Below are 23,927 nucleotides of genomic sequence, written 5' to 3' on the forward strand. Positions count from 1 at the left end.
CACCAGTATCACCAACCTGGCTGATACAGTGACTAACCTTGGTGCGGATGCACTGTCATGGGATGACGACTCAGGTGCATTCACCGCCAAACACGGCACCGATGCCACAAGCAAAATCACTAACGTCACTGCTGGGACAGTATCGTCTACCAGTACCGACGCTGTTAACGGTGGGCAACTCTATAGCTTAAGTGATTCACTGGCAGACTATTTTGGCGGTAACGCCTCGGTTGATGAAAACGGTGTATTTACTGGCCCGTCGTACACTATCGGTAACACCAGCTACGATAACGTAGGTGATGCTCTGACGGCGATTAACACATCATTTAGCACTTCACTGGGCGACGCTCTGCTGTGGGATGAAACTGCAAGTGCATTCAGCGCCGGTCACGGTGGCAATGCCAGCAAAATTACCAATGTCGCAAACGGCGCCGTTTCTGAAACCAGCACCGATGCCATCAATGGTGGACAACTCTACGGTGTGAGCAACTCTGTTGTTGATGCTCTGGGCGGTGGTGCCACAGTAAATGCTGACGGTAGCATCAGTGCGCCGACGTACTCCATTGCCAACACCGATTACAATAACGTCGGTGATGCTCTGGACGCGATCGACTCAACCCTGGATGATGCACTGCTCTGGGACGCAACCGCCGGTGAAGATGGTGCGTTCAGCGCCAGCCGCGACGGCAAAGCCAGCATTATCACTAACGTTGCCGATGGTAATATTGGTGAAGACAGCACTGACGCGGTCAATGGTTCACAACTGTTTGCCACACAAACGTTGATCACCCAGAACTCTCAGCTCATTAACCAGATTGCCGGTAATACTGACGCAACGTACATCGAAGAGAACGGTGCGGGTCTGAACTATGCGCGTACTAATGACGCTGGCTTAACCTTTATGGATGCGAGCGCATCGGGTTCTGGTGCTACGGCAGTGGGTTATAACGCTATCGCTTCCGGCGAAAGCAGTGTCGCGATTGGTCAGAACAGTAGCAGCACCGTTGATACCGGTATTGCGCTGGGTAGCAGTTCTGTTTCCAGCCGTGTGATTGCCAAAAACTCTCGTGCCACCAGCGTAACCGAAGAAGGCGTTGTGATTGGTTACGACACCACTGACGGCGAACTGCTTGGCGCATTGTCGATTGGTGATGATGGCAAATATCGTCAAATTATCAACGTCGCCGATGGCTCCGAAGCCCATGACGCTGTGACCGTTCGCCAGTTGCAAAATGCCATTGGTGCGGTCGCCACTACGCCGTCCAAATACTTCCACGCAAATTCAACGGAAGGAGATTCACTGGCGGTCGGTGAAGACTCGCTGGCAATGGGTGCGAAAACTATTGTTAATGGTAATGCAGGTATTGGTATCGGCCTGAACACTCTGGTTCTGGCAGATGCGATCAACGGTATTGCTATCGGTAGCAACGCAAGTGCCAACCATGCAAACAGTATTGCGATGGGTAATGGTTCTCAGACTACCCGTGGCGCTCAGACTGGCTACACCGCCTACAACATGGACGCACCGCAGAACTCTGTGGGTGAGTTCTCTGTCGGCAGCGAAGATGGTCAACGTCAGATCACTAATGTCGCGGCGGGTTCGGCAGATACCGATGCCGTTAACGTTGGTCAATTGAAAGTAACGGACGCGCAGGTTTCCCAGAATACCCAGAGCATTACTAACCTGAACAATCAGGTGACGAATCTGGATACTCGCGTTACCAATATCGAAAATGGCATTGGCGATATCGTAAGCACCGGTAGCACCAAGTACTTCAAGACCAACACCGATGGCGTAGATGCTAACGCGCAGGGTAAAGATAGTGTCGCGATTGGCTCTGGCTCTATTGCTGCCGCTGATAACAGCGTCGCGCTGGGCACTGGCTCTGTGGCAAACGAAGAAAATACGATCTCCGTAGGTTCTTCCACTAACCAACGCCGTATCACCAACGTTGCCGCTGGTAAAAATGCTACCGACGCGGTTAACGTTGCGCAGTTGAAGTCTTCTGAAGCAGGCGGTGTGCGTTACGACACCAAAGCTGATGGTTCCATCGACTACAGCAACATCACTCTCGGTGGTGGCAACGGCGGTACAACTCGCATCAGCAACGTTTCCGCTGGCGTTAACAACAACGACGCGGTGAACTACGCACAGTTGAAGCAAAGCGTGCAGGAAACGAAGCAATACACCGATCAGCGCATGGTTGAGATGGATAACAAGCTGTCTAAAACCGAAAGTAAGTTGAGCGGTGGTATCGCTTCTGCAATGGCAATGACCGGTCTGCCGCAGGCTTACGCGCCGGGTGCCAGCATGGCCTCCATTGGTGGCGGTACTTACAACGGTGAATCGGCAGTTGCTTTAGGTGTGTCGATGGTGAGCGCCAATGGTCGTTGGGTCTACAAATTACAAGGTAGTACCAATAGCCAGGGTGAATACTCCGCCGCACTCGGTGCCGGTATTCAGTGGTAATGACCCATTAAGTTAGTGTGACGAAGGGCAATTCTCTGAGGAGGGTTGCCCTTTTTTTGTTTGAAAATTGCACAGATTGTGACTTCGGCTTTTTAACATTAGCTTGAGGCTGTATGCGCGCTGATCCCCTCACCTCGGCCTTCTCCCCTGAGGGCGAGGGGGAAAAACGTGCTGCATTTGATACCGTGCATAATGGTTTTCTTGCATTGCTGAAGGACGCGCTCCATCTAACACTGAGCACAATCAGTCCCCTCAGCCCTTTGGGAAGAGGGTTAGGGTGAGGAGCACAAGCCAGCTCCGCAGCAAATTTTTCTCCCCCACAATAATTGGCCCTACCAATTCTTCGCTTATCTGACCACTGGTTCACAGTTCCCTAATTAAAACTCACATTAACGTTGCCAATGCATAACATTTAGTTAACCATTCATTGTCATTATCCCTACACAACAAAATTGGCAGTGCCACTTTTACACAACGTGTGACAAGCAGATGAGCAACAGACTCATCACACGATGTGCGTGGCCTCCAGGAGACCTGCAATGAATCTCTGGCAACAAAACTACGATCCCGCCGGGAATATCTGGCTTTCCAGCCTGATAGCATCGCTTCCCATCCTGTTTTTTTTCTTTGCGCTGATTAAGCTCAAACTAAAAGGCTATGTCGCCGCCACATGGACAGTCGCTATCGCTCTGACCGTCGCGCTATTGTTCTACAAAATGCCGGTAGCCAATGCGCTGGCCTCAGTGGTTTATGGCTTCTTCTACGGCCTGTGGCCCATCGCGTGGATCATTATTGCGGCGGTGTTCGTCTATAAGATCTCGGTGAAAACCGGACAGTTTGACATCATCCGCTCATCTATTCTTTCAATAACCCCTGACCAGCGCCTGCAAATGCTGATCGTCGGTTTCTGTTTCGGCGCATTTCTCGAAGGTGCCGCAGGCTTTGGCGCACCGGTAGCAATCACCGCCGCATTGCTGGTCGGGCTGGGCTTTAAACCGCTATACGCCGCCGGGCTGTGCCTGATTGTTAACACCGCGCCAGTGGCATTTGGCGCGATGGGCATTCCGATTCTGGTTGCCGGACAGGTGACAGGCATCGACAGCTTTGAGATTGGCCAGATGGTGGGACGTCAGCTACCGTTTATGACCATTATCGTGCTGTTCTGGATCATGGCGATTATGGACGGCTGGCGCGGTATCAAAGAGACGTGGCCTGCGGTCGTGGTTGCGGGCGGCTCGTTTGCCATCGCACAGTACCTCAGCTCTAACTTTATTGGGCCAGAACTGCCGGACATTATCTCTTCGCTGGTATCGCTGCTCTGCCTGACACTGTTCCTCAAACGTTGGCAGCCGGTGCGCGTTTTCCGCTTCGGCGATCTGGGTGCATCGCAAGTTGATATGACGCTGGCTCACACCGGTTATACGGCGGGTCAGGTGTTGCGTGCCTGGACACCGTTCCTGTTCCTGACCGCCACCGTAACGCTGTGGAGTATTCCGCCGTTTAAAGCCCTGTTCGCTTCGGGTGGCGCGCTGTATGAGTGGGTGATCAACATTCCGGTGCCGTATCTCGACAAACTGGTTGCCCGTATGCCGCCGGTGGTCAGCGAAGCCACTGCCTACGCCGCCGTGTTTAAGTTTGACTGGTTCTCTGCCACCGGCACCGCCATTCTGTTTGCTGCGCTGCTCTCTATCGTCTGGCTGAAGATGAAACCCTCTGACGCCATCAGCACTTTCGGCAGCACACTGAAAGAACTGGCGCTCCCCATCTACTCCATCGGCATGGTGCTGGCGTTCGCCTTTATCTCAAACTATTCCGGGCTGTCGTCAACGCTGGCGCTGGCACTGGCGCATACCGGTCATGCATTCACCTTCTTCTCGCCGTTCCTCGGCTGGCTGGGGGTATTCCTGACCGGGTCGGATACGTCATCTAACGCCCTGTTTGCCGCGCTGCAAGCCACCGCAGCACAACAAATTGGCGTCTCTGATCTGTTGCTGGTTGCTGCCAACACCACCGGCGGCGTCACCGGCAAGATGATCTCTCCGCAGTCCATCGCCATTGCCTGTGCGGCGGTAGGACTCGTGGGCAAAGAGTCAGATCTGTTCCGCTTTACTGTCAAACACAGCCTGATCTTCACCTGTATGGTGGGCGTGATGACCACGCTTCAGGCCTACGTCTTAACGTGGATGATTCCGTAATGATGGTTATACCCAGACGCCTGTCAGACGAGGTAGCTTCCCGTGTGCGGGCGCTGATTGATGAACAAAATCTGGAACCGGGCATGAAATTGCCCGCTGAACGCCAACTGGCGATGCAGCTCGGCGTGTCGCGCAATTCCCTGCGCGAGGCGCTGGCAAAGCTGGTGAGTGAAGGTGTGCTGCTTAGTCGTCGCGGTGGCGGGACGTTTATCCGCTGGCGCCATGACGCGTGGTCGGAGCAAAACATCGTCCAGCCGCTGAAAACGCTGATGGCTGATGATCCGGATTACAGCTTCGATATTCTGGAAGCCCGCTACGCCATTGAGGCCAGCACCGCCTGGCACGCAGCAATGCGCGCCACACAAGCCGATAAAGAAAAGATACAGCTATGCTTTGAAGCGACGCTGAGTGAAGACCCGGATCTCGCCTCGCAAGCGGACGTTCGTTTTCATCTGGCAATTGCCGAAGCCTCACATAACATCGTGCTGCTGCAAACCATGCGCGGTTTCTTTGATGTCCTGCAATCTTCAGTGATGCAAAGTCGTCAGCGGATGTATCTGGTGCCGCCCGTTTTTTCGCAACTGACTGAACAGCATCAGGCGGTCATTAACGCCATTTTTGCCGGTGATGCCGACGGTGCGCGTAAAGCAATGATGGCGCACCTCAGCTTTGTCCACACCACCATGAAACGATTCGATGAAGATCAGGCTCGCCGTGCACGCATTACCCGCCTGCCCGGTGAGCATAATGAGCATTCGAGGGAGAAAAACGCATGATTATTTCCGCAGCCAGCGATTATCGCGCCGCAGCGCAACGCATTCTGCCGCCGTTCCTGTTCCACTATATGGATGGTGGTGCATATTCTGAATACACACTGCGCCGCAACGTGGAGGATTTGTCAGAAGTGGCGCTGCGCCAACGCATTCTGAAAAACATGTCCGACTTAAGCCTGGAAACGACGCTGTTTAATGAAAAGCTGTCGATGCCGGTGGCGCTGGCTCCGGTGGGTTTGTGCGGCATGTATGCGCGTCGCGGTGAAGTTCAGGCTGCCAAAGCGGCTGATGCTCACGGCATTCCGTTTACTCTCTCAACGGTTTCAGTTTGCCCGATTGAAGAAGTCGCTCCAGCCATTAAACGCCCGATGTGGTTCCAGCTTTATGTGCTGCGCGATCGCGGCTTTATGCGTAACGCGCTGGAACGGGCAAAAGCGGCGGGTTGCTCGACCCTGGTTTTCACCGTGGATATGCCGACGCCGGGCGCACGTTATCGTGACGCACACTCTGGTATGAGCGGCCCGAATGCCGCAATGCGCCGCTACTTGCAAGCGGTGACGCATCCGCAATGGGCGTGGGATGTCGGCCTGAACGGTCGTCCGCATGATTTAGGTAATATTTCGGCCTATCTCGGCAAACCGACCGGACTGGAAGATTACATCGGCTGGCTGGGAAATAACTTCGATCCGTCCATCTCATGGAAAGACCTTGAGTGGATCCGCGATTTCTGGGATGGCCCGATGGTGATCAAAGGGATCCTCGATCCGGAAGATGCGCGTGATGCAGTACGTTTTGGCGCTGACGGGATTGTGGTTTCTAACCACGGTGGCCGCCAGCTGGATGGTGTGCTCTCTTCTGCCCGTGCGCTGCCTGCGATTGCGGATGCGGTGAAAGGCGATATCGCCATTCTGGCAGATAGCGGCATTCGTAACGGGCTTGACGTGGTGCGTATGATCGCGCTCGGTGCCGATACCGTACTGCTGGGTCGTGCTTTCCTGTATGCGCTGGCAACAGCGGGCCAGGCGGGCGTGGCGAACTTGCTGAACCTGATCGAGAAAGAGATGAAAGTGGCAATGACACTGACTGGCGCGAAATCGATCGGTGAAATTACGCAAGATTCGCTGGTGCAGGGGTTGGGTAAAGAGTTGCCGGCGGCATTGGCTCCGATGGCGAAAGGGAATGCAGCATAGTCATTTGCGCCCCCTCACCATAACCCTCTCCCTCAGGGAGAGGGAACCGATAGGCGCTGTCTATACTCCCTCACTCTGAAACGACACAGCACTCTTTTTCTCCCTCGCCCCTCCGGGGAGAGGGTCGGGGTGAGGGGAAAAGGCCGCACTAATCCCTAATTTTCTGCTATCCTGCCCCCGCACTAAGGGGGCAGTATGCTAAACATCGTACTTTACGAACCAGAAATTCCGCCAAACACTGGCAACATCATCCGGCTTTGCGCCAACACCGGCTTTCGCCTGCATATCATTGAACCGATGGGATTTGCCTGGGACGATAAGCGACTGCGCCGCGCGGGGCTGGACTATCACGAGTTTACTGCCGTTACGCGTCATCATGACTATCGCGCGTTCCTCGAAGCAGAAAATCCCCAGCGTCTGTTTGCCCTCACCACTAAAGGCACACCCGCCCATAGCGCCGTAAGCTATCAGGATGGTGACTATCTGATGTTCGGTCCGGAAACACGCGGTCTGCCAGCGAGCATTCTTGATGCCCTGCCCGCTGAACAAAAAATTCGGATTCCGATGGTGCCGGACAGCCGCAGCATGAACCTGTCCAATGCGGTGTCGGTCGTGGTGTATGAAGCCTGGCGGCAGTTGGGGTATCCAGGAGCTGTATTACGCCAGGCCGGATAAGATGCGGTTAGCATCGCATCCGGCACGAGCACAGGACGTTAAATCCCATCCCCATACTCAAACGTATGGTGAATGCCGTTGAAATGCTGATCCATATCCATTGACGGTTTATCGCTGTCTGGTTTACCGACAATACGCGCCGGAACGCCAGCAGCGGTGGTATGCGGCGGCACTGGTTGCAGCACTACAGAGCCCGCGCCAATCTTCGCGCCGCGCCCGACTTCAATATTGCCAAGAATTTTCGCGCCCGCGCCAATCATCACACCTTCACGAATTTTCGGGTGACGGTCACCACCAGATTTACCCGTACCGCCAAGCGTCACAGATTGCAGAATCGATACGTCGTTTTCAATCACCGCCGTTTCACCAACGACGATGCCTGTCGCGTGGTCAAGCATGATACCGCGACCAATTTTTGCTGCCGGGTGAATATCAACCTGGAACGTCACAGAAACCTGGTTTTGCAGAAAGATTGCCAGTGCGCGACGCCCCTGATTCCACAACCAGTGACCGATGCGATAGGCCTGCAAGGCATGAAAACCCTTCAGGTATAACAACGGGGTTGAATATTTATCGACTGCCGGGTCGCGGGTACGCACCGCCTGAATATCACAGGCCGCAGAGGCGATCATTTCCGGGTCAGCGGCGTAGGCTTCTTCCACCACTTCACGGATAGCAATAGCAGGCATAATTGGCGATGACAGCTTGTTCGCCAGCATGTAGCTCAGTGCACTGCCAAGGTTTTCGTGCTTGAGTAGCGTCGCGTGGTAAAAACTGGCCAGCATTGGCTCACAGTCCGCCAGCGTTCTGGCTTCCGCTTTAATATTGTTCCAGACAATTTCCAGTTCTTCACACGACATTGCTTACTCCACACGATGAGATAATGACCGGCTCGTTCTGCGCGAGCCGGGTCATAGCGGTAACAAAGGTTCCCTGGGTTTAGTGGCTACTGCGCTCGTCCTTGCGTGCACGACCTAATAAAGTCAATGCTGCCTCGCGCGCGTTTTTTCCGCAATATAATACTTGATAAATTTCCTCGGTTATTGGCATTTCAACGCCGAAGCGATGCGCCAGTTCGCGGACTTCTTTCGTATTGCGGTAGCCTTCAACCACCTGACCAATCTTCTCCTGCGCGCTTTGTACATCCATGCCCTGACCGAGCATCATGCCAAAACGGCGGTTACGCGACTGGTTGTCGGTACAGGTAAGCACCAGATCGCCCAGACCTGCCATGCCCATAAAGGTGGCAGGATCGGCGCCCAGCGCCGTGCCCAGACGCGACATTTCAGCCAGACCACGGGTGATCAGCGCCGTTCGCGCATTCGCCCCGAAGCCGATACCGTCGGACATGCCGGCACCAATCGCAATGACGTTTTTCACCGCGCCGCCAAGCTGGACACCAATGAAATCCGGGTTACTGTAAACACGGAAACTTTTGCCACAGTGCAACAGTTGCTGGAGGTCATCAGCAAAGGTTTGATCGGTAGAGGCCAGCGAAATTGCCGTTGGTAAACCTGCCGCCAGTTCTTTCGCAAAAGTTGGGCCAGAGATAACCGCCAGTGGAATTTGATCGCCTAACGCCTCGCGCGCTACGTCCTGTAACAGACGTCCGGTTTCCGCTTCCAGTCCTTTTGTCGCCCACACCAGGCGCGCATCAGGGCGCATCAGCGGTTTAATCTGGCGCAGCACTTCACCAAAGACATGGCTGGGTACGACGACGAGAATATTACGGCTGGCTGCCAGTGCGGTGGCGAGATCGCTTTCAAGGTGAAGCGTATCGGGAAAAGGCACATCGGGGAGAAACGCGGCGTTACAGCGGTCGCGTTCAAGCGTCGCGATATGTTCAGGGTCATGACCCCAGAGGACAACCTCGTGGCCATTTCTTGCCAGGGTGATGGCAAGAGCGGTGCCGTACGAGCCGGCACCGATCACAGTCATTGAAGCATTACGTTGGTTCATCAGGCATCCTGATGTTCTTCAGTACCTTCGCCAGCCTGCTGCTGTAAATAGTTCATGAACAGCGCATCGAAGTTAACCGGCGCAAGGTTCAGTTGCGGGAACGTACCGCGAGATACCATGCTGGTGATGCACTCACGAGCATACGGGAACAGAATGTTCGGGCAGTATGCGCCCAGGCAATGTGCCATCTGGGTGCCTTCGATACCCGCGATGGAGAAAATACCGCACTGTTGAACTTCGCACAGGAACGCAGTTTCTTCACCCAGGGATGCCGTTACGGTAACACGCAGTACCACTTCGTAAACGTCATCTGCCAGTTGAGAAGATGCCGTATCCAGATCAAGTTTAACTTCTGGCTGCCAATCTTTCTGGAAAACGTGCGGCGCGTTCGGCGCTTCGAAAGAAATATCCTTGGTATAAATACGCTGGATCTGGAAGGTCATTTCGGTGTTGTTTTGTTCTGACATGTGTAGAAAACCCTTAAGTGTTGTCCTTAAATACTGCGCAGTGTAATGCCAACGTTAATACGTTATTTCAGCAGGGGATCCAGTCCACCACGTGCATCCAATGCATACAAGTCGTCACAGCCGCCAATGTGCTGTGCGTCAATAAAAATCTGCGGAACCGTGGTGCGACCACTGCGTTTGATCATCTCTTCACGCTTAGCGGCGTTGCCATCAATCGGTAGCTCCTGAAAACTCACGCCCTTGCTGCTCAGCAGTGCTTTCGCACGATGGCAATACGGGCAGGTTTCTTTGGTATAAATTTCAACATTGGCCATAACTTAGCTCCTGTTTTTTTACCTGTAGTTTTATGTTGCAGGGTAGCGACAAATAGTGTGTCCCCAGAAGCTTATATCAATAAGTCGCTGGGGGTCTAATTACAGCTAACTGCCTGCGGCATGAAAGATGACAGGTAAATTATTTGCCGCGCACCAGAGGCAAGTTTTCGCCAGCCCAGCCAGCGACGCCTTCTTTCAACACGAATACTTGCGCAAAACCTGCTTTCGTCAGCGCGTTTGCAGGCTCCTGGCACTGCATACCAGAACCGTCTACCACGATAACCGGTTTGTCTTTGTGCTTCTCAAGTTCACCAACATTGTTGGCTTTGATTTCGCTCGGCAACAGATTGATAGAACCTGCGATATGGCCTTTACGGAAGTCATCACGCTGACGTAAATCCACAACCACTGCGTCTTCTTTGTTGATCAGACGCGTAGCTTCACCACGAGTAATTACCTTCACTTTCGAGGTCAGGCTCTTAAACGTAGTAACAAGAACCGCCACCAGTAACGCGATCCAGGCGATACTCAGTATGGGATGACGGCCAACAAATTGCATAATTTCTTGCATGGGGGGTAATAACTCCCGACGTAGTGATTAAAAACCAGGGAAGGAGTATACCTGCGCGTTGCGGCAAATACAGCCAGCGCGTGCACTGGAATGCAATTTTGCGGCACGCTACGAAAAAAAATCGCAAATCTGGCATCAGCTTGCCGCGAGCGGTCGTATATTTTGATCTTCAGAGGCTATTTTATCGATTCAGCTGTAGTAAAATTACGCAAATTTTGACTCTTGAGTATGAGGTTGTCGCAATGTCGGTTTCTAAAAAACCTATGGTACTGGTGATTCTGGATGGCTATGGCTATCGCGAAGAACAGCAGGATAACGCCATTTTTAGTGCTAAAACCCCGGTAATGGATGCACTGTGGGCCAATCGTCCGCATACCCTGATCGACGCTTCCGGTCTGGAAGTCGGTCTGCCTGACCGTCAGATGGGTAACTCCGAAGTAGGTCACGTTAACCTGGGTGCCGGCCGCATCGTGTATCAGGACCTGACTCGTCTGGACGTTGAAATCAAAGATCGCGCTTTCTTCGCCAACCCGACGCTGACTGGCGCGGTAGATAAAGCGAAGAACGCGGGCAAAGCGGTACACATCATGGGTCTGCTCTCCGCAGGCGGTGTACACAGCCACGAAGATCACATCATGGCAATGGTAGAGCTGGCAGCTGAACGTGGCGCAGAGAAAATCTACCTGCACGCATTCCTTGACGGTCGTGACACCCCGCCGCGCAGTGCTGAATCCTCGCTGAAAAAATTCGAAGAGAAATTTGCCGCGCTGGGTAAAGGCCGCGTAGCGTCCATCATTGGTCGTTACTACGCGATGGATCGCGATAACCGTTGGGATCGCGTTGAAAAAGCTTATGACCTGCTGACTCTGGCGCAGGGTGAGTTTCAGGCTGATACCGCCGTTGCTGGTTTGCAGGCCGCTTATGCTCGCGACGAAAACGACGAGTTCGTGAAAGCGACCGTTATTCGTGCTGAAGGCCAGCCAGATGCAGCGATGGAAGACGGCGATGCGCTGATTTTCATGAACTTCCGCGCTGACCGCGCGCGTGAAATCACTCGTGCATTTGTAAACGCTGATTTCGACGGCTTCGCGCGTAAGAAAGTGGTTAACATCGATTTCGTGATGCTGACCGAATACGCCGCCGACATCAAAACCGCCGTTGCTTACCCGCCAGCCTCTCTGGTTAACACCTTCGGCGAGTGGATGGCGAAAAACGACAAAACTCAGCTGCGTATTTCCGAAACCGAAAAATATGCCCACGTCACTTTCTTCTTCAACGGTGGTGTAGAAGAGTCGTTCAAAGGCGAAGATCGCATTCTGATCAACTCGCCGAAAGTGGCTACTTACGATTTGCAGCCGGAAATGAGCTCCGCTGAACTGACCGAGAAACTGGTTGCGGCAATTAAGAGCGGCAAATACGACACCATCATCTGTAACTATCCGAACGGCGACATGGTAGGTCACACCGGGGTGATGGAAGCAGCAGTTAAAGCAGTTGAAGCACTGGATCACTGCGTGGCAGAAGTGACCAAAGCTGTTGAGTCCGTGGGTGGACAACTGCTGATCACCGCTGACCACGGTAACGCTGAACAGATGCGCGATCCGGCTACTGGTCAGGCTCACACGGCGCATACCAACCTGCCTGTTCCGCTGATTTACGTTGGCGATAAAAACGTGAAAGCAGTTGAAGGTGGCAAACTTTCTGACATCGCGCCGACCATGCTCTCTTTAATGGGTATGGAAATCCCGCAAGAGATGACTGGTAAGCCGCTGTTCATCGTGGAATAATCCCTCCCCATGAGGGGAAAGGCGATTAATACCATGACACGGGCCACGAAACCGCGCAGGTTTGCAGTCAGGCCCATCATTTACGCCAGCGTTCTTTGCGCTGGCGTATTGTTGTGCACTTTTTCTGCCCACGCGGATGACCGTGACCAACTCAAGTCTATTCAGGCTGATATCGCTGCCAAAGAGCGTGCGGTACGCCAACAACAGCAACAACGCTCAAGCCTGCTGGCACAATTGAAAAAGCAGGAAGAGGCGATCTCCGAAGCCACTCGTAAGCTGCGCGAAACGCAAAATACGCTCAATCAACTGAATAAACAGATTGATGAGATGAACGCCTCGATTGCCAAACTGGAACAGCAAAAAGCGGCTCAGGAACGCAGTCTCGCTGCGCAACTGGACGCTGCATTTCGCCAGGGTGAGCATACGGGTATACAGCTCATTCTCAGCGGTGAAGAAAGCCAGCGCGGTCAGCGTTTACAGGCTTATTTCGGCTATCTCAACCAGGCGCGACAAGAAACTATCGCCGAACTGAAGCAAACACGCGCAGAAGTCGCCATGCAGCGCGCCGAGCTGGAAGAGAAACAGAGCGAACAACAAACGCTGTTATACGAACAACGCGCTCAGCAGGCGAAGCTGACCCAGGCGCTGAACGAGCGTAAGAAGACGCTGGCAGGGCTGGAGTCTTCCATTCAACAAGGTCAGCAGCAGCTAAGTGAACTGCGCGCCAACGAATCTCGTCTGCGTAATAGCATTGCTCGTGCAGAAGCGGCAGCGAAAGCGCGTGCTGAACGAGAAGCGCGTGAAGCCCAGGCTGTTCGCGACCGCCAGAAAGAAGCGACGCGCAAAGGCACCACCTACAAACCGACTGAAAGCGAAAAATCGCTGATGTCCCGAACCGGTGGTCTGGGTGCGCCGCGTGGTCAGGCATTCTGGCCTGTTCGCGGGCCGACGCTGCACCGCTATGGCGAACAGCTACAGGGCGAACTGCGCTGGAAAGGGATGGTTATTGGTGCCTCTGAAGGTACTGAAGTTAAAGCGATTGCCGACGGTCGGGTGATTCTGGCTGACTGGCTGCAAGGCTACGGCCTGGTGGTGGTGGTTGAGCACGGTAAAGGCGATATGAGCCTTTATGGCTATAATCAGAGCGCACTGGTGAGCGTTGGTTCGCAGGTTCGCGCGGGTCAGCCAATTGCACTGGTGGGCAGCAGTGGCGGTCAGGGTCGGCCTTCACTCTATTTCGAAATTCGCCGCCAGGGTCAGGCGGTCAATCCACAGCCGTGGTTGGGAAGATAAGTTTTGTTTCCATTTCGTCGTAACGTTCTTGCATTTGCCGCTCTGTTGGCTCTCTCCTCCCCTGTACTTGCTGGCAAACTTGCCATCGTCATTGATGATTTTGGTTATCGCCCGCACAACGAAAACCAGGTGCTGGCGATGCCCTCCGCTATCTCTGTCGCCGTGTTACCTGACTCACCACACGCCAGAGAGATGGCGACCAAAGCGCATAACAGCGGTCACGAAGTGTTAATCCATTTGCCGATGGCGCCGTTGAGTAAACAGCCGCTGGAGAAAAATACGCTGCGCCCGGAGATGAGCAGCGACGAGATTGAGCGCATTATTCGCAGCGCGGTCAATAACGTGCCCTATGCCGTGGGGATCAACAACCACATGGGCAGCAAGATGACCTCTAACCTTTTTGGTATGCAGAAAGTGATGCAGGCGCTGGCTCGTTACAATCTTTACTTCCTCGACAGTGTGACTATCGGTAATACCCAGGCGATGCGCGCCGCACAAGGTACTGGCGTAAAAGTCATCAAACGGAAAGTGTTTCTCGATGATTCCCAGAACGAAGCGGACATCCGTATGCAGTTCAATCGCGCAATTGACCTGGCGCGTCGCAACGGTTCAACCATCGCCATTGGTCATCCTCACCCTTCAACAGTTCGCGTATTGCAACAGATGGTTTATAACCTGCCGCCAGACATTACGCTGGTGAAAGCCAGCAGCTTGCTGAATGAACCGCAGATCGATACGTCTACACCGCCGAAGAACACTGTGCCCGACGCACCGCGTAATCCGTTCCGTGGAGTGAAGCTTTGTAAACCGAAGAAACCGCTCGAACCGGTTTATGCTAATCGCTTCTTTGAAGTATTAAGCGAAAGCATCAGCCAGAGCACGCTGATCGTTTACTTCCAGCATCAGTGGCAGGGCTGGGGCAAACAGCCCGAAGCGGCGAAGTTTAACGCTAGCGCAAATTAAAGGCGCTGCGCGTAATGCGATGGTGCGACCGTGTTTTGTCGCGCCATTGCCATAAGCGGAAAGACCACAGTAATGCCTGATAACCCACCTTTACGCTGCGGACATTAGTAATCAGACGCTTATACATGCCGGAAGTAAATATCTCGGCAATCATCCGCTGGCGGGTAATAATATCCGGTTCTTTGCGCACCGCATGGCAAACGCGTAATGCTTCGTAAGTTATTTGTTGATGAAATTCCGGATAAATCGTAATTTTGTCGGCATAATTTCTATTTAATTTCTCCAGCAGGCGGGTAATTTTAATATAGTGCCGTTGATAATTAAGATTTTTATTCCCTTGTCGATTCAACCGACTCACTGACGTATTATGCAGATAATATTTATATAACGATTGCTCGGTATATCGCGTACGCAGCGCGTTAAACATAAATTCTGTTGTCCAGACAATATCCTGATGATGTAATCCAGCAATAAATTTAATGTTATTTTTTACAATAACGTCGCGGCGATAAACGCCCATCCAGACAACATGAGTCCAGCGGCGAGAAGAAAGTCCCATCCGCAGCCAGTCCGGGCCGGTTAATACGCCGGTTGAGCGAAGGCGATCGGTGGGGATAGATTGCCAGGTTTCTCCCGTTTCACGAAAACACCAGTCAGCATTGCACTGCGCCACATCGAGATCGTCCTCTAACGCCATTGTCATCAGCGTTTCGTACATGGTGGGATAGACTTCATCATCAGCATCGACAAAAGCAACATATTTGCCCGTCGCTGCCTCGATCCCGCGATTACGCGCCACCGATGCGCCAGCATTCGCCTGATGCAACAAACGAACGTGAGGAAAGTTTTCTGCGTAATGCTTTGCTATTTCAACAGAATTATCCGTTGAACCATCGTTAATAATAATGATTTCCAGAGCAGTCCAGGTTTGCGCGATTAAAGATTCCATACAAGTGCGGAAATCATCGCCCGCATTATATAACGGGATAATAACACTGAGTTTATTGGTGCTGTTCATCATAAATTACCGACGGCCTCTGAAGTTACCCTAACGTTGTACAGGCTTTGTATTAAGAAACCATTAAGCCTGTGAGATATTATTTTTACAGGTGAGAGAGTCACTTCAGGCTAGAAAGTTGATGAGCGCAGCAATATAAGATAACAGCGCAATTACGATATCTTTATTACACTGACAGGATTTTACATATTTAACAGATTATCCTCAGGGAAAAGGGCTGGTATTTTGGACTTTCAGGTTGTTGACCAAAGTGCGCTTTGTTTATGCCTTACCCGGCCTACCAAATTGTGCAAATTTAATATATTGCAGGAACCGCGTAGCGCATCAGGCAATTTTGTGTTTGCCATCTGCTTCAAGGGCTGGAATACCAGCCCTTATTCGTGTTAATCCCAGCTCAGGATAACTTTCCCGGACTGACCTGAACGCATAGCGTCGAAGCCCTTCTGGAAATCCTCGATGGAGAAACGATGGGTAATGATTGGCGAGAGATCCAGACCAGACTGAATCAGCGCCGCCATCTTGTACCAGGTTTCAAACATCTCACGACCGTAAATGCCTTTAATGAACAAGCCCTTAAAGATCACTTTTGTCCAGTCTATCGACATGTCAGAAGGTGGAATACCCAGCATCGCAATACGGCCACCGTGGTTCATGGTGTCGAGCATGGTACGAAACGCTGGCGGCGCACCGGACATTTCCAGACCGACATCAAAGCCTTCGGTCATGCCTAGCTCCGCCATCACGTCATTGAGATTTTCTTTCGCGACGTTAACCGCGCGCGTGATACCCATTTTGCGCGCCAGTTCGAGACGATATTCATTAACGTCGGTGATAACCACATTACGCGCGCCGACATGTTTCGCCACCGCCGCCGCCATAATACCAATCGGGCCTGCACCAGAAACCAGAACATCTTCGCCCACTAAATCAAACGACAGTGCCGTGTGTACAGCATTTCCGAATGGATCGAAAATTGCGGCTAAGTCGTCGGAGATATTGTCGGGGATTTTGAAGGCGTTAAACGCCGGAATCACCAGATATTCGGCGAAGCAGCCCGGACGGTTAACGCCGACTCCGATCGTGTTGCGGCACAGATGGGTACGACCGCCACGGCAGTTTCGACAGTGACCACAAGTGATATGACCTTCGCCAGACACGCGATCGCCAATCTGGAAGCCTTTCACTTCCTGACCAATACCTACCACTTCACCGACATATTCATGGCCTACGACCATCGGCACCGGGATGGTTTTTTGCGACCACTCATCCCAGTTATAGATGTGAACGTCAGTCCCGCAGATGGCTGTTTTACGGATTTTAATCAGCAGATCGTTATGCCCGAGTTCCGGTTCAGGAACGTCGGTCATCCAGATGCCCTCTTCCGCTTTCAGTTTGGATAACGCTTTCATCTCACATCCTCACTCAGGCGATTACGCCCAGTTGTTTACCAATACGCGTGAACGCTTCTACCGCACGCGTAATTTGCTCAGGGGTATGCGCCGCAGACATCTGGGTTCGAATACGCGCCTGACCTTTCGGTACGACCGGATAGAAGAACCCGGTGACATAAATGCCCTCTTTTTGCAGCTCGCGGGCAAATTTCTGCGCCACTACCGCATCGCCAAGCATGACCGGAATAATGGCGTGATCCGCTCCCGCCAGGGTAAAGCCCGCCGCCGACATTTGCTCACGGAACTGACGCGCGTTAGCCCACAGGCGGTCACGCAGTTCGCTGCCCGCTTCGACCATCTCCAGCACTTTGATGGAGGCGGCGACAATGGCTGGTGCCAGCGAGTTAGAGAACAGGTACGGACGAGAACGCTGGCGCAGCCACTCAACCACTTCTTTGCGCGCCGCAGTGTAACCGCCGGAAGCACCACCTAAGGCTTTACCCAGCGTGCCGGTGATAATATCGACACGACCCATCACATCGCAGTATTCATGGGAACCACGACCGTTTTCACCGACAAAACCAACCGCGTGGGAGTCATCCACCATCACCAGCGCATCGTAAATATCTGCCAAATCGCAAACGCCTTTCAGGTTGGCAATCACGCCGTCCATCGAGAACACGCCGTCGGTGGCGATCAGCACATGACGCGCCCCGGCTTCACGCGCCTCTTTCAGGCACGCTTCCAGCTCCTGCATATTATTGTTGGCGTAACGATAGCGTTTGGCTTTGCACAGACGCACACCATCAATAATAGACGCGTGGTTCAGTGCGTCGGAGATAATGGCGTCTTCCGCGCCCAGTAGCGTTTCAAACAGGCCACCGTTGGCATCAAAACAGGAAGAGTAGAGAATCGCATCTTCCATACCCAGGAATGCCGCCAGTTTCTGCTCAAGCTCTTTATGGCTATCCTGAGTGCCGCAGATAAAACGTACTGAAGCCATGCCGAAACCATGAGAATCCATTCCCGCTTTTGCCGCCGCAATCAGCTCTGGGTGGTTCGCCAACCCAAGATAGTTATTGGCACAAAAGTTGATGACGTGGCTTCCATCAGCCACAGTGATGTCTGCTTGCTGCGCAGACGTGATAATGCGCTCTTCTTTAAACAACCCTTCCGCCCGTGCGGTTTCCAGGTCGTTGGTTAACTGCTGATAAAATTCTCCACGCATTGCGATTCTCCAGACAGGGCAAATTCCAGCACATATTACCCAAACTTATAGGTCGCGACGAGATGACGCGTTAACACTTCTGTAAAATTTAGAATAAATAACGCCCATCACTCTCACTTTCGGCGAATGGCTGAAGCCAACGTCGTGTAGTGATATGATAGAAGTATTCGTGTCTGAGATTGTCTCTGACTCCATAATTCGAAGGTTACAGTTATGATCATCGTTACCGGCGGCGCGGGCTTTATCGGCAGCAACATCGTTAAGGCCCTGAATGATAAAGGCATCACCGATATTCTGGTGGTGGACAACCTGAAAGACGGCACCAAGTTTGTGAACCTGGTGGATCTGAATATCGCGGACTATATGGATAAGGAAGACTTCCTGATCCAGATTATGGCTGGCGAAGAGTTCGGCGATGTCGAAGCGATTTTCCACGAAGGCGCGTGCTCATCCACCACCGAGTGGGATGGCAAGTATATGATGGATAACAACTATCAATACTCCAAAGAGCTGCTGCACTACTGTCTGGAGCGCGAAATTCCGTTCCTGTATGCATCTTCCGCAGCGACCTATGGCGGACGCACCTCCGACTTTATTGAATCCCGCGAATACGAAAAACCACTGAACGTCTACGGTTACTCAAAATTCCTGTTTGATGAATATGTTCGTCAAATTCTGCCAGAAGCGAACTCGCAGATTGTTGGCTTCCGTTATTTCAACGTTTATGGGCCGCGTGAAGGTCATAAAGGCAGCATGGCGAGCGTCGCTTTCCATCTCAACACCCAGCTTAACAACGGTGAATCACCGAAACTGTTCGAAGGTAGCGAGAACTTTAAACGCGACTTCGTCTACGTGGGCGACGTGGCAGATGTGAATCTGTGGTTCCTGGAAAATGGCGTTTCCGGCATCTTCAACCTCGGCACTGGTCGTGCGGAATCCTTCCAGGCAGTAGCGGATGCGGCGCTGGCTTACCACAAAAAAGGCCAGATCGAATACATTCCGTTCCCGGATAAACTGAAAGGCCGCTATCAGGCGTTTACTCAGGCGGATCTGACTAATCTGCGCGCGGCGGGTTACGACAAACCGTTCAAAACCGTTGCTGAAGGTGTAACGGAATATATGGCCTGGCTGAATCGCGACGCGTAACTATGAAGATTTTGGTGATAGGCCCGTCTTGGGTTGGCGACATGATGATGTCGCAAAGTCTCTATCGCACGCTCCAGGCGCGCTATCCCCAGGCGATAATCGACGTGATGGCACCGGCGTGGTGCCGTCCGTTATTGTCGCGGATGCCGGAAGTTAACGAAGCTATCCCTATGCCCCTCGGTCACGGGGCGCTGGAGATCAGCGAACGCCGCAAGCTGGGACATAGCCTGCGCGAAAAACGTTACGACCGCGCCTACGTCTTACCCAACTCCTTTAAATCCGCATTAGTGCCTTTCTTCGCAGGGATTCCACATCGCACCGGCTGGCGCGGTGAAATGCGCTACGGTTTACTCAACGATGTGCGTGTGCTTGATAAAGAAGACTGGCCGCTAATGGTGGAACGCTATGTCGCGCTGGCCTATGACAAAGGTGTAATGCGTACCGCACAAGATCTACCAAAACCGTTGTTATGGCCGCAATTGCAGGTGAGCGAAGGTGAAAAATCGTATACCTGTAACCAATTTTCCCTCTCATCAGAACGTCCGATGATTGGCTTTTGCCCGGGCGCGGAGTTTGGCCCGGCAAAACGCTGGCCGCACTACCACTACGCAGAACTGGCAAAACAGCTAATTGATGAAGGTTATCAGGTGGTTCTGTTTGGTTCGGCGAAAGATCATGAGGCGGGCAATGAGATACTCGCTGCACTGAATACCGAGCAGCAGGCATGGTGTCGTAATCTGGCGGGAGAAACACAGCTTGATCAAGCCGTTATTCTGATTGCGGCCTGTAAAGCCATAGTCACCAACGATTCTGGTCTGATGCACGTCGCAGCAGCACTGAATCGTCCGCTGGTCGCACTGTATGGGCCAAGCAGCCCGGACTTTACGCCGCCGCTTTCTCATAAAGCGCGAGTAATTCGTCTGATTACAGGCTACCACAAAGTGCGTAAAGGCGATGCCGCAGAAGGGTATCACCAGAGTCTGATCGACATTACGCCACAGCGCGTGCTGGAAGAACTCAACGCACTGTTGTTACAAGAGGAAGCCTGACGGATGCGGGTTTTGATCGTTAAAACATCGTCGATGGGCGATGTCCTCCATACGCTGCCCGCGCTAACCGATGCACAGCAGGCAATCCCTGGAATAAAGTTTGATTGGGTGGTGGAAGAAGGCTTTGCACAGATCCCTTCCTGGCACGCCGCCGTTGAACGGGTTATTCCGGTAGCGATACGTCGCTGGCGTAAAGCGTGGTTTTCTGCCCCTATTAAAGCGGAGCGGAAAGCGTTTCGTGAAACGCTACAGGCAGAAAACTATGACGCGATTATTGATGCGCAAGGGCTGGTAAAAAGTGCCGCGCTGGTGACACGTCTGGCGCATGGTATTAAGCATGGAATGGACTGGCAAACCGCTCGCGAACCACTGGCAAGCCTGTTTTACAATCGCAAGCATCATATTGCAAAGCAGCAGCACGCCGTAGAGCGCACCCGTGAGCTGTTCGCCAAAAGCCTGGGTTACAGCAAACCACAGACTCAGGGCGACTATGCCATTGCGCAGCATTTCCTGGCTAACCTGCCGACGGATGCTGGCGAATATGCCGTATTTCTACATGCGACGACCCGTGATGATAAACACTGGCCGGAAGAACACTGGCGAGAATTAATTGGTTTACTGGCAGGTTCAGGGATTCGCATTAAACTTCCCTGGGGCGCGCCACATGAAGAAGCTCGGGCGAAAAGGCTGGCGGAAGGATTTGATTATGTCGACGTATTGCCGAAGATGAGTCTGGAAGGTGTTGCCAGCGTGCTGGCCGGGGCGAAATTCGTGGTTTCGGTGGATACGGGATTAAGCCATTTAACTGCGGCTCTGGATAAACCCAATATTACTGTATATGGACCGACCGATCCGGGATTAATTGGCGGATATGGGAAGAATCAGGTGGTTTGTAGGGCGCCGGGGAAAAGTTTAATTAATCTCAACGGTCAAGCAGTTTTGGAAAAATTATCATCATTATAAAGGTAAAACATGCCAACCTTCATTAAACTCCAATCATGGAAACCTTACGCTCTAAAATCATCTATAATTTTAGAGATTATGACTTATGTTTTATGTTTTGTCTTATTAATTATCGCCCTCGTCAATAACACTCTTAGTATAAAATTATTTAACGTTGCGGCTGTGGTAGGTTTATTGGCCCTAATTCTTAGAGGTAAGCAACTAAGTATTGACCGAAACACCCTTATTCTCCCATCATCTATATTCATCATAGGATTAGTTGATTTAGTTTGGTATTCACTATTTAAAGTTGATAATTCACCTTTTCGAGCAACTTATCATAATTATTTAAACACAGCAAAAATATTTCTATTTGGTACGATTTTTGTTTTCTTATCCTTGAATACCAGAATAAAATTGAAAAAAGATAGCATATTCTATATGCTTTATACTTTATCATTTATTATAGCAAGTTATGCAGCTTATATAAAGATGAAAACAAACTGGGAGAGAATATATTTTGAGATCGGGACTCCTACAGGTGCATCGTATTCTATAATGTTTATTGGAATACTAAGTTCAGTATCGGTATTATATACAAGAAATAAACATCCTTATTTATTCATATTAAATAGCTTGGCTAATTTCTATGCCCTTTTGTTAACACAGACAAGAGTAACGTTAATAGTTTATCCACTTATTTGTGTAATAATATTTGTTTTGTTTTATATTAAATATCCAAAAAAGATATTAACATCTGCTATAGTATTCATTGTACTTCTAACAGGCCTTATATATTCATTTTCTCAAACATTACAAAATAGATACGAAGAAGGAGTGAATGATTTAGTACATTATTCTAATAATAGTAATTCATCACTCGGTGCCAGAATAGCAATGTATGAAATGGGTATAGACATTTTCAAAGAATCTGCATTTACATTGAGATCAGCAGAAGCGCGTGCGCAAAAGATGCATTTATTTGTCTCTGAGCAAAGTCGCTTAGCTGGAGCATTAGAATTTACTAATATACATTTACATAATGAAATAATCGAAGCCGCGTCGTTAAAAGGGATCTTAGGAATAGTATCTGTATTATTCTTTTATATTGCATTATGCTTCACCGCTTATACTGAGAGAAATATAGGTCTTTTCGCATTAACTTTAGGTATTATTGGTATCGGTGTTAGTGATGTAATCATTTGGGCTAGAAGTATCCCAATTATAATAATTTCAGCACTGACGCTATTAATTATGATTAGAAAAGTAAAAGCCAACCGCATTAGATAATAGAATAAATAAAAAGTGGGAATCCCCACTTTTTATTTATCGGTGATTAACTTATTCAAGGATGAGAATAATATCTTTGAATCGATATCTTGTACCGTAAAAGTTGGAGAAATTATTTGTATCGCATTAGGATTATTTGGTCCCCAAATTAAGTGTGAGGGATAACTTTGACGACGCGCATTTGGATAAAGAGCAAGTGTAGGACGTTTATACGCTGATGCTATATGTACAAGAGCAGTATCAACAGATATAACATAATTACTAAACTTAGTAAGCGCCACTGTATAAATAAAATCTTTATATGGCAAAATTTCAATATCAGGTATAGATATTGTTTTTAGATCTTGATGTAAACCGGTAAATATAACTCTATAGTTCGGTAATTTACTTTTGATCAGTTGATATATAAAACATATCTGCTCTGATGTTAATCTACATATTTTCTTTGCCCCCAATGGATTTATAATTACGATTTTAGAGTCGCCAATAATATTTTTTATTTTATTTTCAACATCTACAGGTAAATGCAAGTCGTAGTCGGTGGAAAATTCACCCTCACCATAAATATGCTTCAGTATTTCTATTGCTCGTGTACTCATGTGTTCTTTTAAACATTCATCGTGGGGATGATAAAATGAATAGTAACGCTTATACCATTGATCGAAACCCAGAATGTAAGAATCTTTAAAACTTGATAATATTAAACTATGCTTAAATGAAGGCATAGTCTCAAAGGGGTCTAATACAATATCGAACTGTAAATTCCGCAGATGCTTACATAGACTAAGCATTTTAAAGGAACCCATTGATTCTTTAATACAGAACTCAAATATATTTTTATTATTAGAGAGAAACTCCACACCCTTTCTATTTGTAAGAACGGTTATTTTAACCCCTTTACTGTAAAGTTCACGATAAATCGAACTTAATACAATTAAATCACCGAGTTTGTTATTATCATGAATGATAAGGCATGATTTAACTTGCGCTGGTTCTGTAACTTGATGATTGATTTTCTTACGAAATAAAAAAGCAAGAAAATTAATCTTGATTTTGTTTATATAAAACCTTTTCTTTTTATGAAAAGTACCTAAACGCATTTTTATACCATATTATTTTAGTTTCAGGATGATTAATTAGCATAAGAATCAGTTGAAGCTTTATATTGTATTTTTTTTCTTGTCCTATCCTTTGATTCTTCTGTAC

At 50.4% G+C, this 23,927-nt stretch carries 21 protein-coding genes and 1 pseudogene; 12 read left to right on the forward strand and 10 right to left on the reverse strand.

Annotation, left to right across the window (positions count from 1 at the left end; all coding sequences use genetic code 11):
* From HEM79_RS21380 to trmL, 5 genes are all read left to right on the forward strand, one after another.
* A partial coding sequence (locus HEM79_RS21380) for a YadA family autotransporter adhesin (protein ID WP_183082712.1) occupies nucleotides 1–2,470 on the forward strand: 2,470 nt, incomplete at its 5' end.
* A gap of 539 nt (nucleotides 2,471–3,009) precedes the next feature.
* On the forward strand, nucleotides 3,010–4,665 hold the full coding sequence (gene lldP / locus HEM79_RS21385; protein WP_135523843.1) for an L-lactate permease: 1,656 nt from the start codon (nucleotides 3,010–3,012) through the stop codon (nucleotides 4,663–4,665).
* A complete protein-coding gene (gene lldR / locus HEM79_RS21390; RefSeq protein WP_010349909.1) occupies nucleotides 4,665–5,441 on the forward strand; it encodes a transcriptional regulator LldR in 777 nt (258 codons plus the stop codon). Before lldP ends, lldR begins: the two co-directional genes overlap by 1 nt.
* On the forward strand, nucleotides 5,438–6,628 hold the full coding sequence (gene lldD / locus HEM79_RS21395) for a quinone-dependent L-lactate dehydrogenase (protein ID WP_021551645.1): 1,191 nt from the start codon (nucleotides 5,438–5,440) through the stop codon (nucleotides 6,626–6,628). Before lldR ends, lldD begins: the two co-directional genes overlap by 4 nt.
* A 195-nt stretch (nucleotides 6,629–6,823) precedes the next feature.
* Entirely contained in the window at nucleotides 6,824–7,303 is a 480-nt protein-coding gene (gene trmL / locus HEM79_RS21400; protein WP_176241497.1) for a tRNA (uridine(34)/cytosine(34)/5-carboxymethylaminomethyluridine(34)-2'-O)-methyltransferase TrmL, read from the forward strand.
* A gap of 38 nt (nucleotides 7,304–7,341) precedes the next feature.
* Here trmL and cysE read toward each other — a convergent pair whose 3' ends face one another.
* From cysE to HEM79_RS21425, 5 genes are all read right to left on the reverse strand, one after another.
* On the reverse strand, nucleotides 7,342–8,163 hold the full coding sequence (gene cysE, locus HEM79_RS21405) for a serine O-acetyltransferase (protein ID WP_176241496.1): 822 nt from the start codon (nucleotides 8,161–8,163) through the stop codon (nucleotides 7,342–7,344).
* 79 nt (nucleotides 8,164–8,242) lie between these two features.
* Nucleotides 8,243–9,262 carry an NAD(P)H-dependent glycerol-3-phosphate dehydrogenase gene (gene gpsA, locus HEM79_RS21410; protein ID WP_001076199.1) on the reverse strand — a complete coding sequence of 340 codons (1,020 nt, stop codon included), beginning with the start codon at nucleotides 9,260–9,262 and terminating at the stop codon, nucleotides 8,243–8,245.
* Nucleotides 9,262–9,729, reverse strand: coding sequence for a protein-export chaperone SecB (gene secB, locus HEM79_RS21415; RefSeq protein ID WP_176241495.1), 468 nt, complete (start codon nucleotides 9,727–9,729; stop codon nucleotides 9,262–9,264). The genes gpsA and secB overlap by 1 nt, the downstream gene beginning before the upstream one ends.
* A 62-nt stretch (nucleotides 9,730–9,791) precedes the next feature.
* Nucleotides 9,792–10,043 (reverse strand): glutaredoxin 3, encoded by a 252-nt coding sequence (gene grxC, locus HEM79_RS21420; RefSeq protein ID WP_000024392.1) that lies wholly within the window; start codon nucleotides 10,041–10,043, stop codon nucleotides 9,792–9,794.
* Between the two features lie 139 nt (nucleotides 10,044–10,182).
* Nucleotides 10,183–10,614 (reverse strand): rhodanese-like domain-containing protein, encoded by a 432-nt coding sequence (locus HEM79_RS21425; RefSeq protein ID WP_001156181.1) that lies wholly within the window; start codon nucleotides 10,612–10,614, stop codon nucleotides 10,183–10,185.
* A 242-nt stretch (nucleotides 10,615–10,856) separates the two neighbouring features.
* Between HEM79_RS21425 and gpmM the strand changes: the two genes are divergently transcribed.
* From gpmM to HEM79_RS21440, 3 genes are read left to right on the forward strand one after another with little or no spacing between them, the layout of a single operon-like run.
* Nucleotides 10,857–12,401, forward strand: coding sequence for a 2,3-bisphosphoglycerate-independent phosphoglycerate mutase (gene gpmM / locus HEM79_RS21430; protein ID WP_010357695.1), 1,545 nt, complete (start codon nucleotides 10,857–10,859; stop codon nucleotides 12,399–12,401).
* A gap of 33 nt (nucleotides 12,402–12,434) precedes the next feature.
* The gene (gene envC / locus HEM79_RS21435; protein WP_016159958.1) at nucleotides 12,435–13,694 is read left to right on the forward strand and encodes a murein hydrolase activator EnvC; all 1,260 of its coding nucleotides are present in this window, start codon (nucleotides 12,435–12,437) and stop codon (nucleotides 13,692–13,694) included.
* Between the two features lie 3 nt (nucleotides 13,695–13,697).
* The gene (locus HEM79_RS21440) at nucleotides 13,698–14,657 is read left to right on the forward strand and encodes a divergent polysaccharide deacetylase family protein (protein WP_176241494.1); all 960 of its coding nucleotides are present in this window, start codon (nucleotides 13,698–13,700) and stop codon (nucleotides 14,655–14,657) included.
* Here HEM79_RS21440 and waaH read toward each other — a convergent pair.
* From waaH to kbl, 3 genes are all read right to left on the reverse strand, one after another.
* Nucleotides 14,644–15,678: a UDP-glucuronate:LPS(HepIII) glycosyltransferase gene (waaH, locus tag HEM79_RS21445; protein ID WP_176241493.1), complete on the reverse strand. Its 1,035-nt coding sequence runs from the start codon at nucleotides 15,676–15,678 to the stop codon at nucleotides 14,644–14,646. The genes HEM79_RS21440 and waaH overlap by 14 nt on opposite strands.
* Nucleotides 15,679–16,058: 380 nt before the next feature.
* The gene (tdh, locus tag HEM79_RS21450; RefSeq protein WP_176241492.1) at nucleotides 16,059–17,084 is read right to left on the reverse strand and encodes an L-threonine 3-dehydrogenase; all 1,026 of its coding nucleotides are present in this window, start codon (nucleotides 17,082–17,084) and stop codon (nucleotides 16,059–16,061) included.
* Nucleotides 17,085–17,097: 13 nt separating this feature from the next.
* Nucleotides 17,098–18,294: a glycine C-acetyltransferase gene (gene kbl, locus HEM79_RS21455; RefSeq protein ID WP_016159957.1), complete on the reverse strand. Its 1,197-nt coding sequence runs from the start codon at nucleotides 18,292–18,294 to the stop codon at nucleotides 17,098–17,100.
* 213 nt (nucleotides 18,295–18,507) lie between these two features.
* Here kbl and rfaD point away from each other — a divergent pair, with 213 nt between their 5' ends.
* From rfaD to HEM79_RS23200, 4 genes and pseudogenes are all read left to right on the forward strand, one after another.
* A complete protein-coding gene (gene rfaD, locus HEM79_RS21460) occupies nucleotides 18,508–19,440 on the forward strand; it encodes an ADP-glyceromanno-heptose 6-epimerase (protein WP_032178217.1) in 933 nt (310 codons plus the stop codon).
* A gap of 2 nt (nucleotides 19,441–19,442) precedes the next feature.
* Nucleotides 19,443–20,489 (forward strand): ADP-heptose--LPS heptosyltransferase RfaF, encoded by a 1,047-nt coding sequence (rfaF, locus tag HEM79_RS21465; protein ID WP_000699257.1) that lies wholly within the window; start codon nucleotides 19,443–19,445, stop codon nucleotides 20,487–20,489.
* A 3-nt stretch (nucleotides 20,490–20,492) separates the two neighbouring features.
* Nucleotides 20,493–21,452 carry a lipopolysaccharide heptosyltransferase RfaC gene (gene rfaC / locus HEM79_RS21470; RefSeq protein ID WP_021551648.1) on the forward strand — a complete coding sequence of 320 codons (960 nt, stop codon included), beginning with the start codon at nucleotides 20,493–20,495 and terminating at the stop codon, nucleotides 21,450–21,452.
* 537 nt (nucleotides 21,453–21,989) lie between these two features.
* A pseudogene (locus HEM79_RS23200) lies at nucleotides 21,990–22,514 on the forward strand (O-antigen ligase family protein); the annotation flags it as partial.
* A 44-nt stretch (nucleotides 22,515–22,558) separates the two neighbouring features.
* Here the strand turns inward: HEM79_RS23200 and HEM79_RS23205 are convergent.
* Together HEM79_RS23205 and HEM79_RS21480 are read right to left on the reverse strand one after the other, a co-directional pair.
* Complete coding sequence (locus HEM79_RS23205; RefSeq protein WP_434059435.1) at nucleotides 22,559–22,714, reverse strand: hypothetical protein; 156 nt, start codon at nucleotides 22,712–22,714, stop codon at nucleotides 22,559–22,561.
* Nucleotides 22,715–22,753: 39 nt separating this feature from the next.
* Entirely contained in the window at nucleotides 22,754–23,821 is a 1,068-nt protein-coding gene (locus HEM79_RS21480; RefSeq protein WP_176241504.1) for a glycosyltransferase family 9 protein, read from the reverse strand.
* Nucleotides 23,822–23,927 lie beyond the last annotated feature (106 nt).

It is taken from the genome of Escherichia sp. 93.0816, assembly GCF_013368855.2.
Taxonomy (GTDB): Bacteria; Pseudomonadota; Gammaproteobacteria; order Enterobacterales; family Enterobacteriaceae; genus Escherichia; species Escherichia ruysiae.

Bases quoted from the DNA above. Each gene is read 5' to 3' on its own strand.
- rfaD (WP_032178217.1), top strand. From the start codon at position 18,508: ATGATCATCGTTACCGGCGGCGCGGGCTTTATCGGCAGCAACATCGTT.
- HEM79_RS21480 (WP_176241504.1), bottom strand. From the start codon at position 23,821: ATGCGTTTAGGTACTTTTCATAAAAAGAAAAGGTTTTATATAAACAAA.
- HEM79_RS21425 (WP_001156181.1), bottom strand. From the start codon at position 10,614: ATGCAAGAAATTATGCAATTTGTTGGCCGTCATCCCATACTGAGTATC.
- gpsA (WP_001076199.1), bottom strand. From the start codon at position 9,262: ATGAACCAACGTAATGCTTCAATGACTGTGATCGGTGCCGGCTCGTAC.
- rfaF (WP_000699257.1), top strand. From the start codon at position 19,443: ATGAAGATTTTGGTGATAGGCCCGTCTTGGGTTGGCGACATGATGATG.
- envC (WP_016159958.1), top strand. From the start codon at position 12,435: ATGACACGGGCCACGAAACCGCGCAGGTTTGCAGTCAGGCCCATCATT.
- trmL (WP_176241497.1), top strand. From the start codon at position 6,824: ATGCTAAACATCGTACTTTACGAACCAGAAATTCCGCCAAACACTGGC.
- rfaC (WP_021551648.1), top strand. From the start codon at position 20,493: ATGCGGGTTTTGATCGTTAAAACATCGTCGATGGGCGATGTCCTCCAT.
- gpmM (WP_010357695.1), top strand. From the start codon at position 10,857: ATGTCGGTTTCTAAAAAACCTATGGTACTGGTGATTCTGGATGGCTAT.
- waaH (WP_176241493.1), bottom strand. From the start codon at position 15,678: ATGATGAACAGCACCAATAAACTCAGTGTTATTATCCCGTTATATAAT.
- lldP (WP_135523843.1), top strand. From the start codon at position 3,010: ATGAATCTCTGGCAACAAAACTACGATCCCGCCGGGAATATCTGGCTT.
- lldD (WP_021551645.1), top strand. From the start codon at position 5,438: ATGATTATTTCCGCAGCCAGCGATTATCGCGCCGCAGCGCAACGCATT.
- tdh (WP_176241492.1), bottom strand. From the start codon at position 17,084: ATGAAAGCGTTATCCAAACTGAAAGCGGAAGAGGGCATCTGGATGACC.
- secB (WP_176241495.1), bottom strand. From the start codon at position 9,729: ATGTCAGAACAAAACAACACCGAAATGACCTTCCAGATCCAGCGTATT.
- cysE (WP_176241496.1), bottom strand. From the start codon at position 8,163: ATGTCGTGTGAAGAACTGGAAATTGTCTGGAACAATATTAAAGCGGAA.
- HEM79_RS23205 (WP_434059435.1), bottom strand. From the start codon at position 22,714: ATGCGGTTGGCTTTTACTTTTCTAATCATAATTAATAGCGTCAGTGCT.
- grxC (WP_000024392.1), bottom strand. From the start codon at position 10,043: ATGGCCAATGTTGAAATTTATACCAAAGAAACCTGCCCGTATTGCCAT.
- lldR (WP_010349909.1), top strand. From the start codon at position 4,665: ATGATGGTTATACCCAGACGCCTGTCAGACGAGGTAGCTTCCCGTGTG.
- kbl (WP_016159957.1), bottom strand. From the start codon at position 18,294: ATGCGTGGAGAATTTTATCAGCAGTTAACCAACGACCTGGAAACCGCA.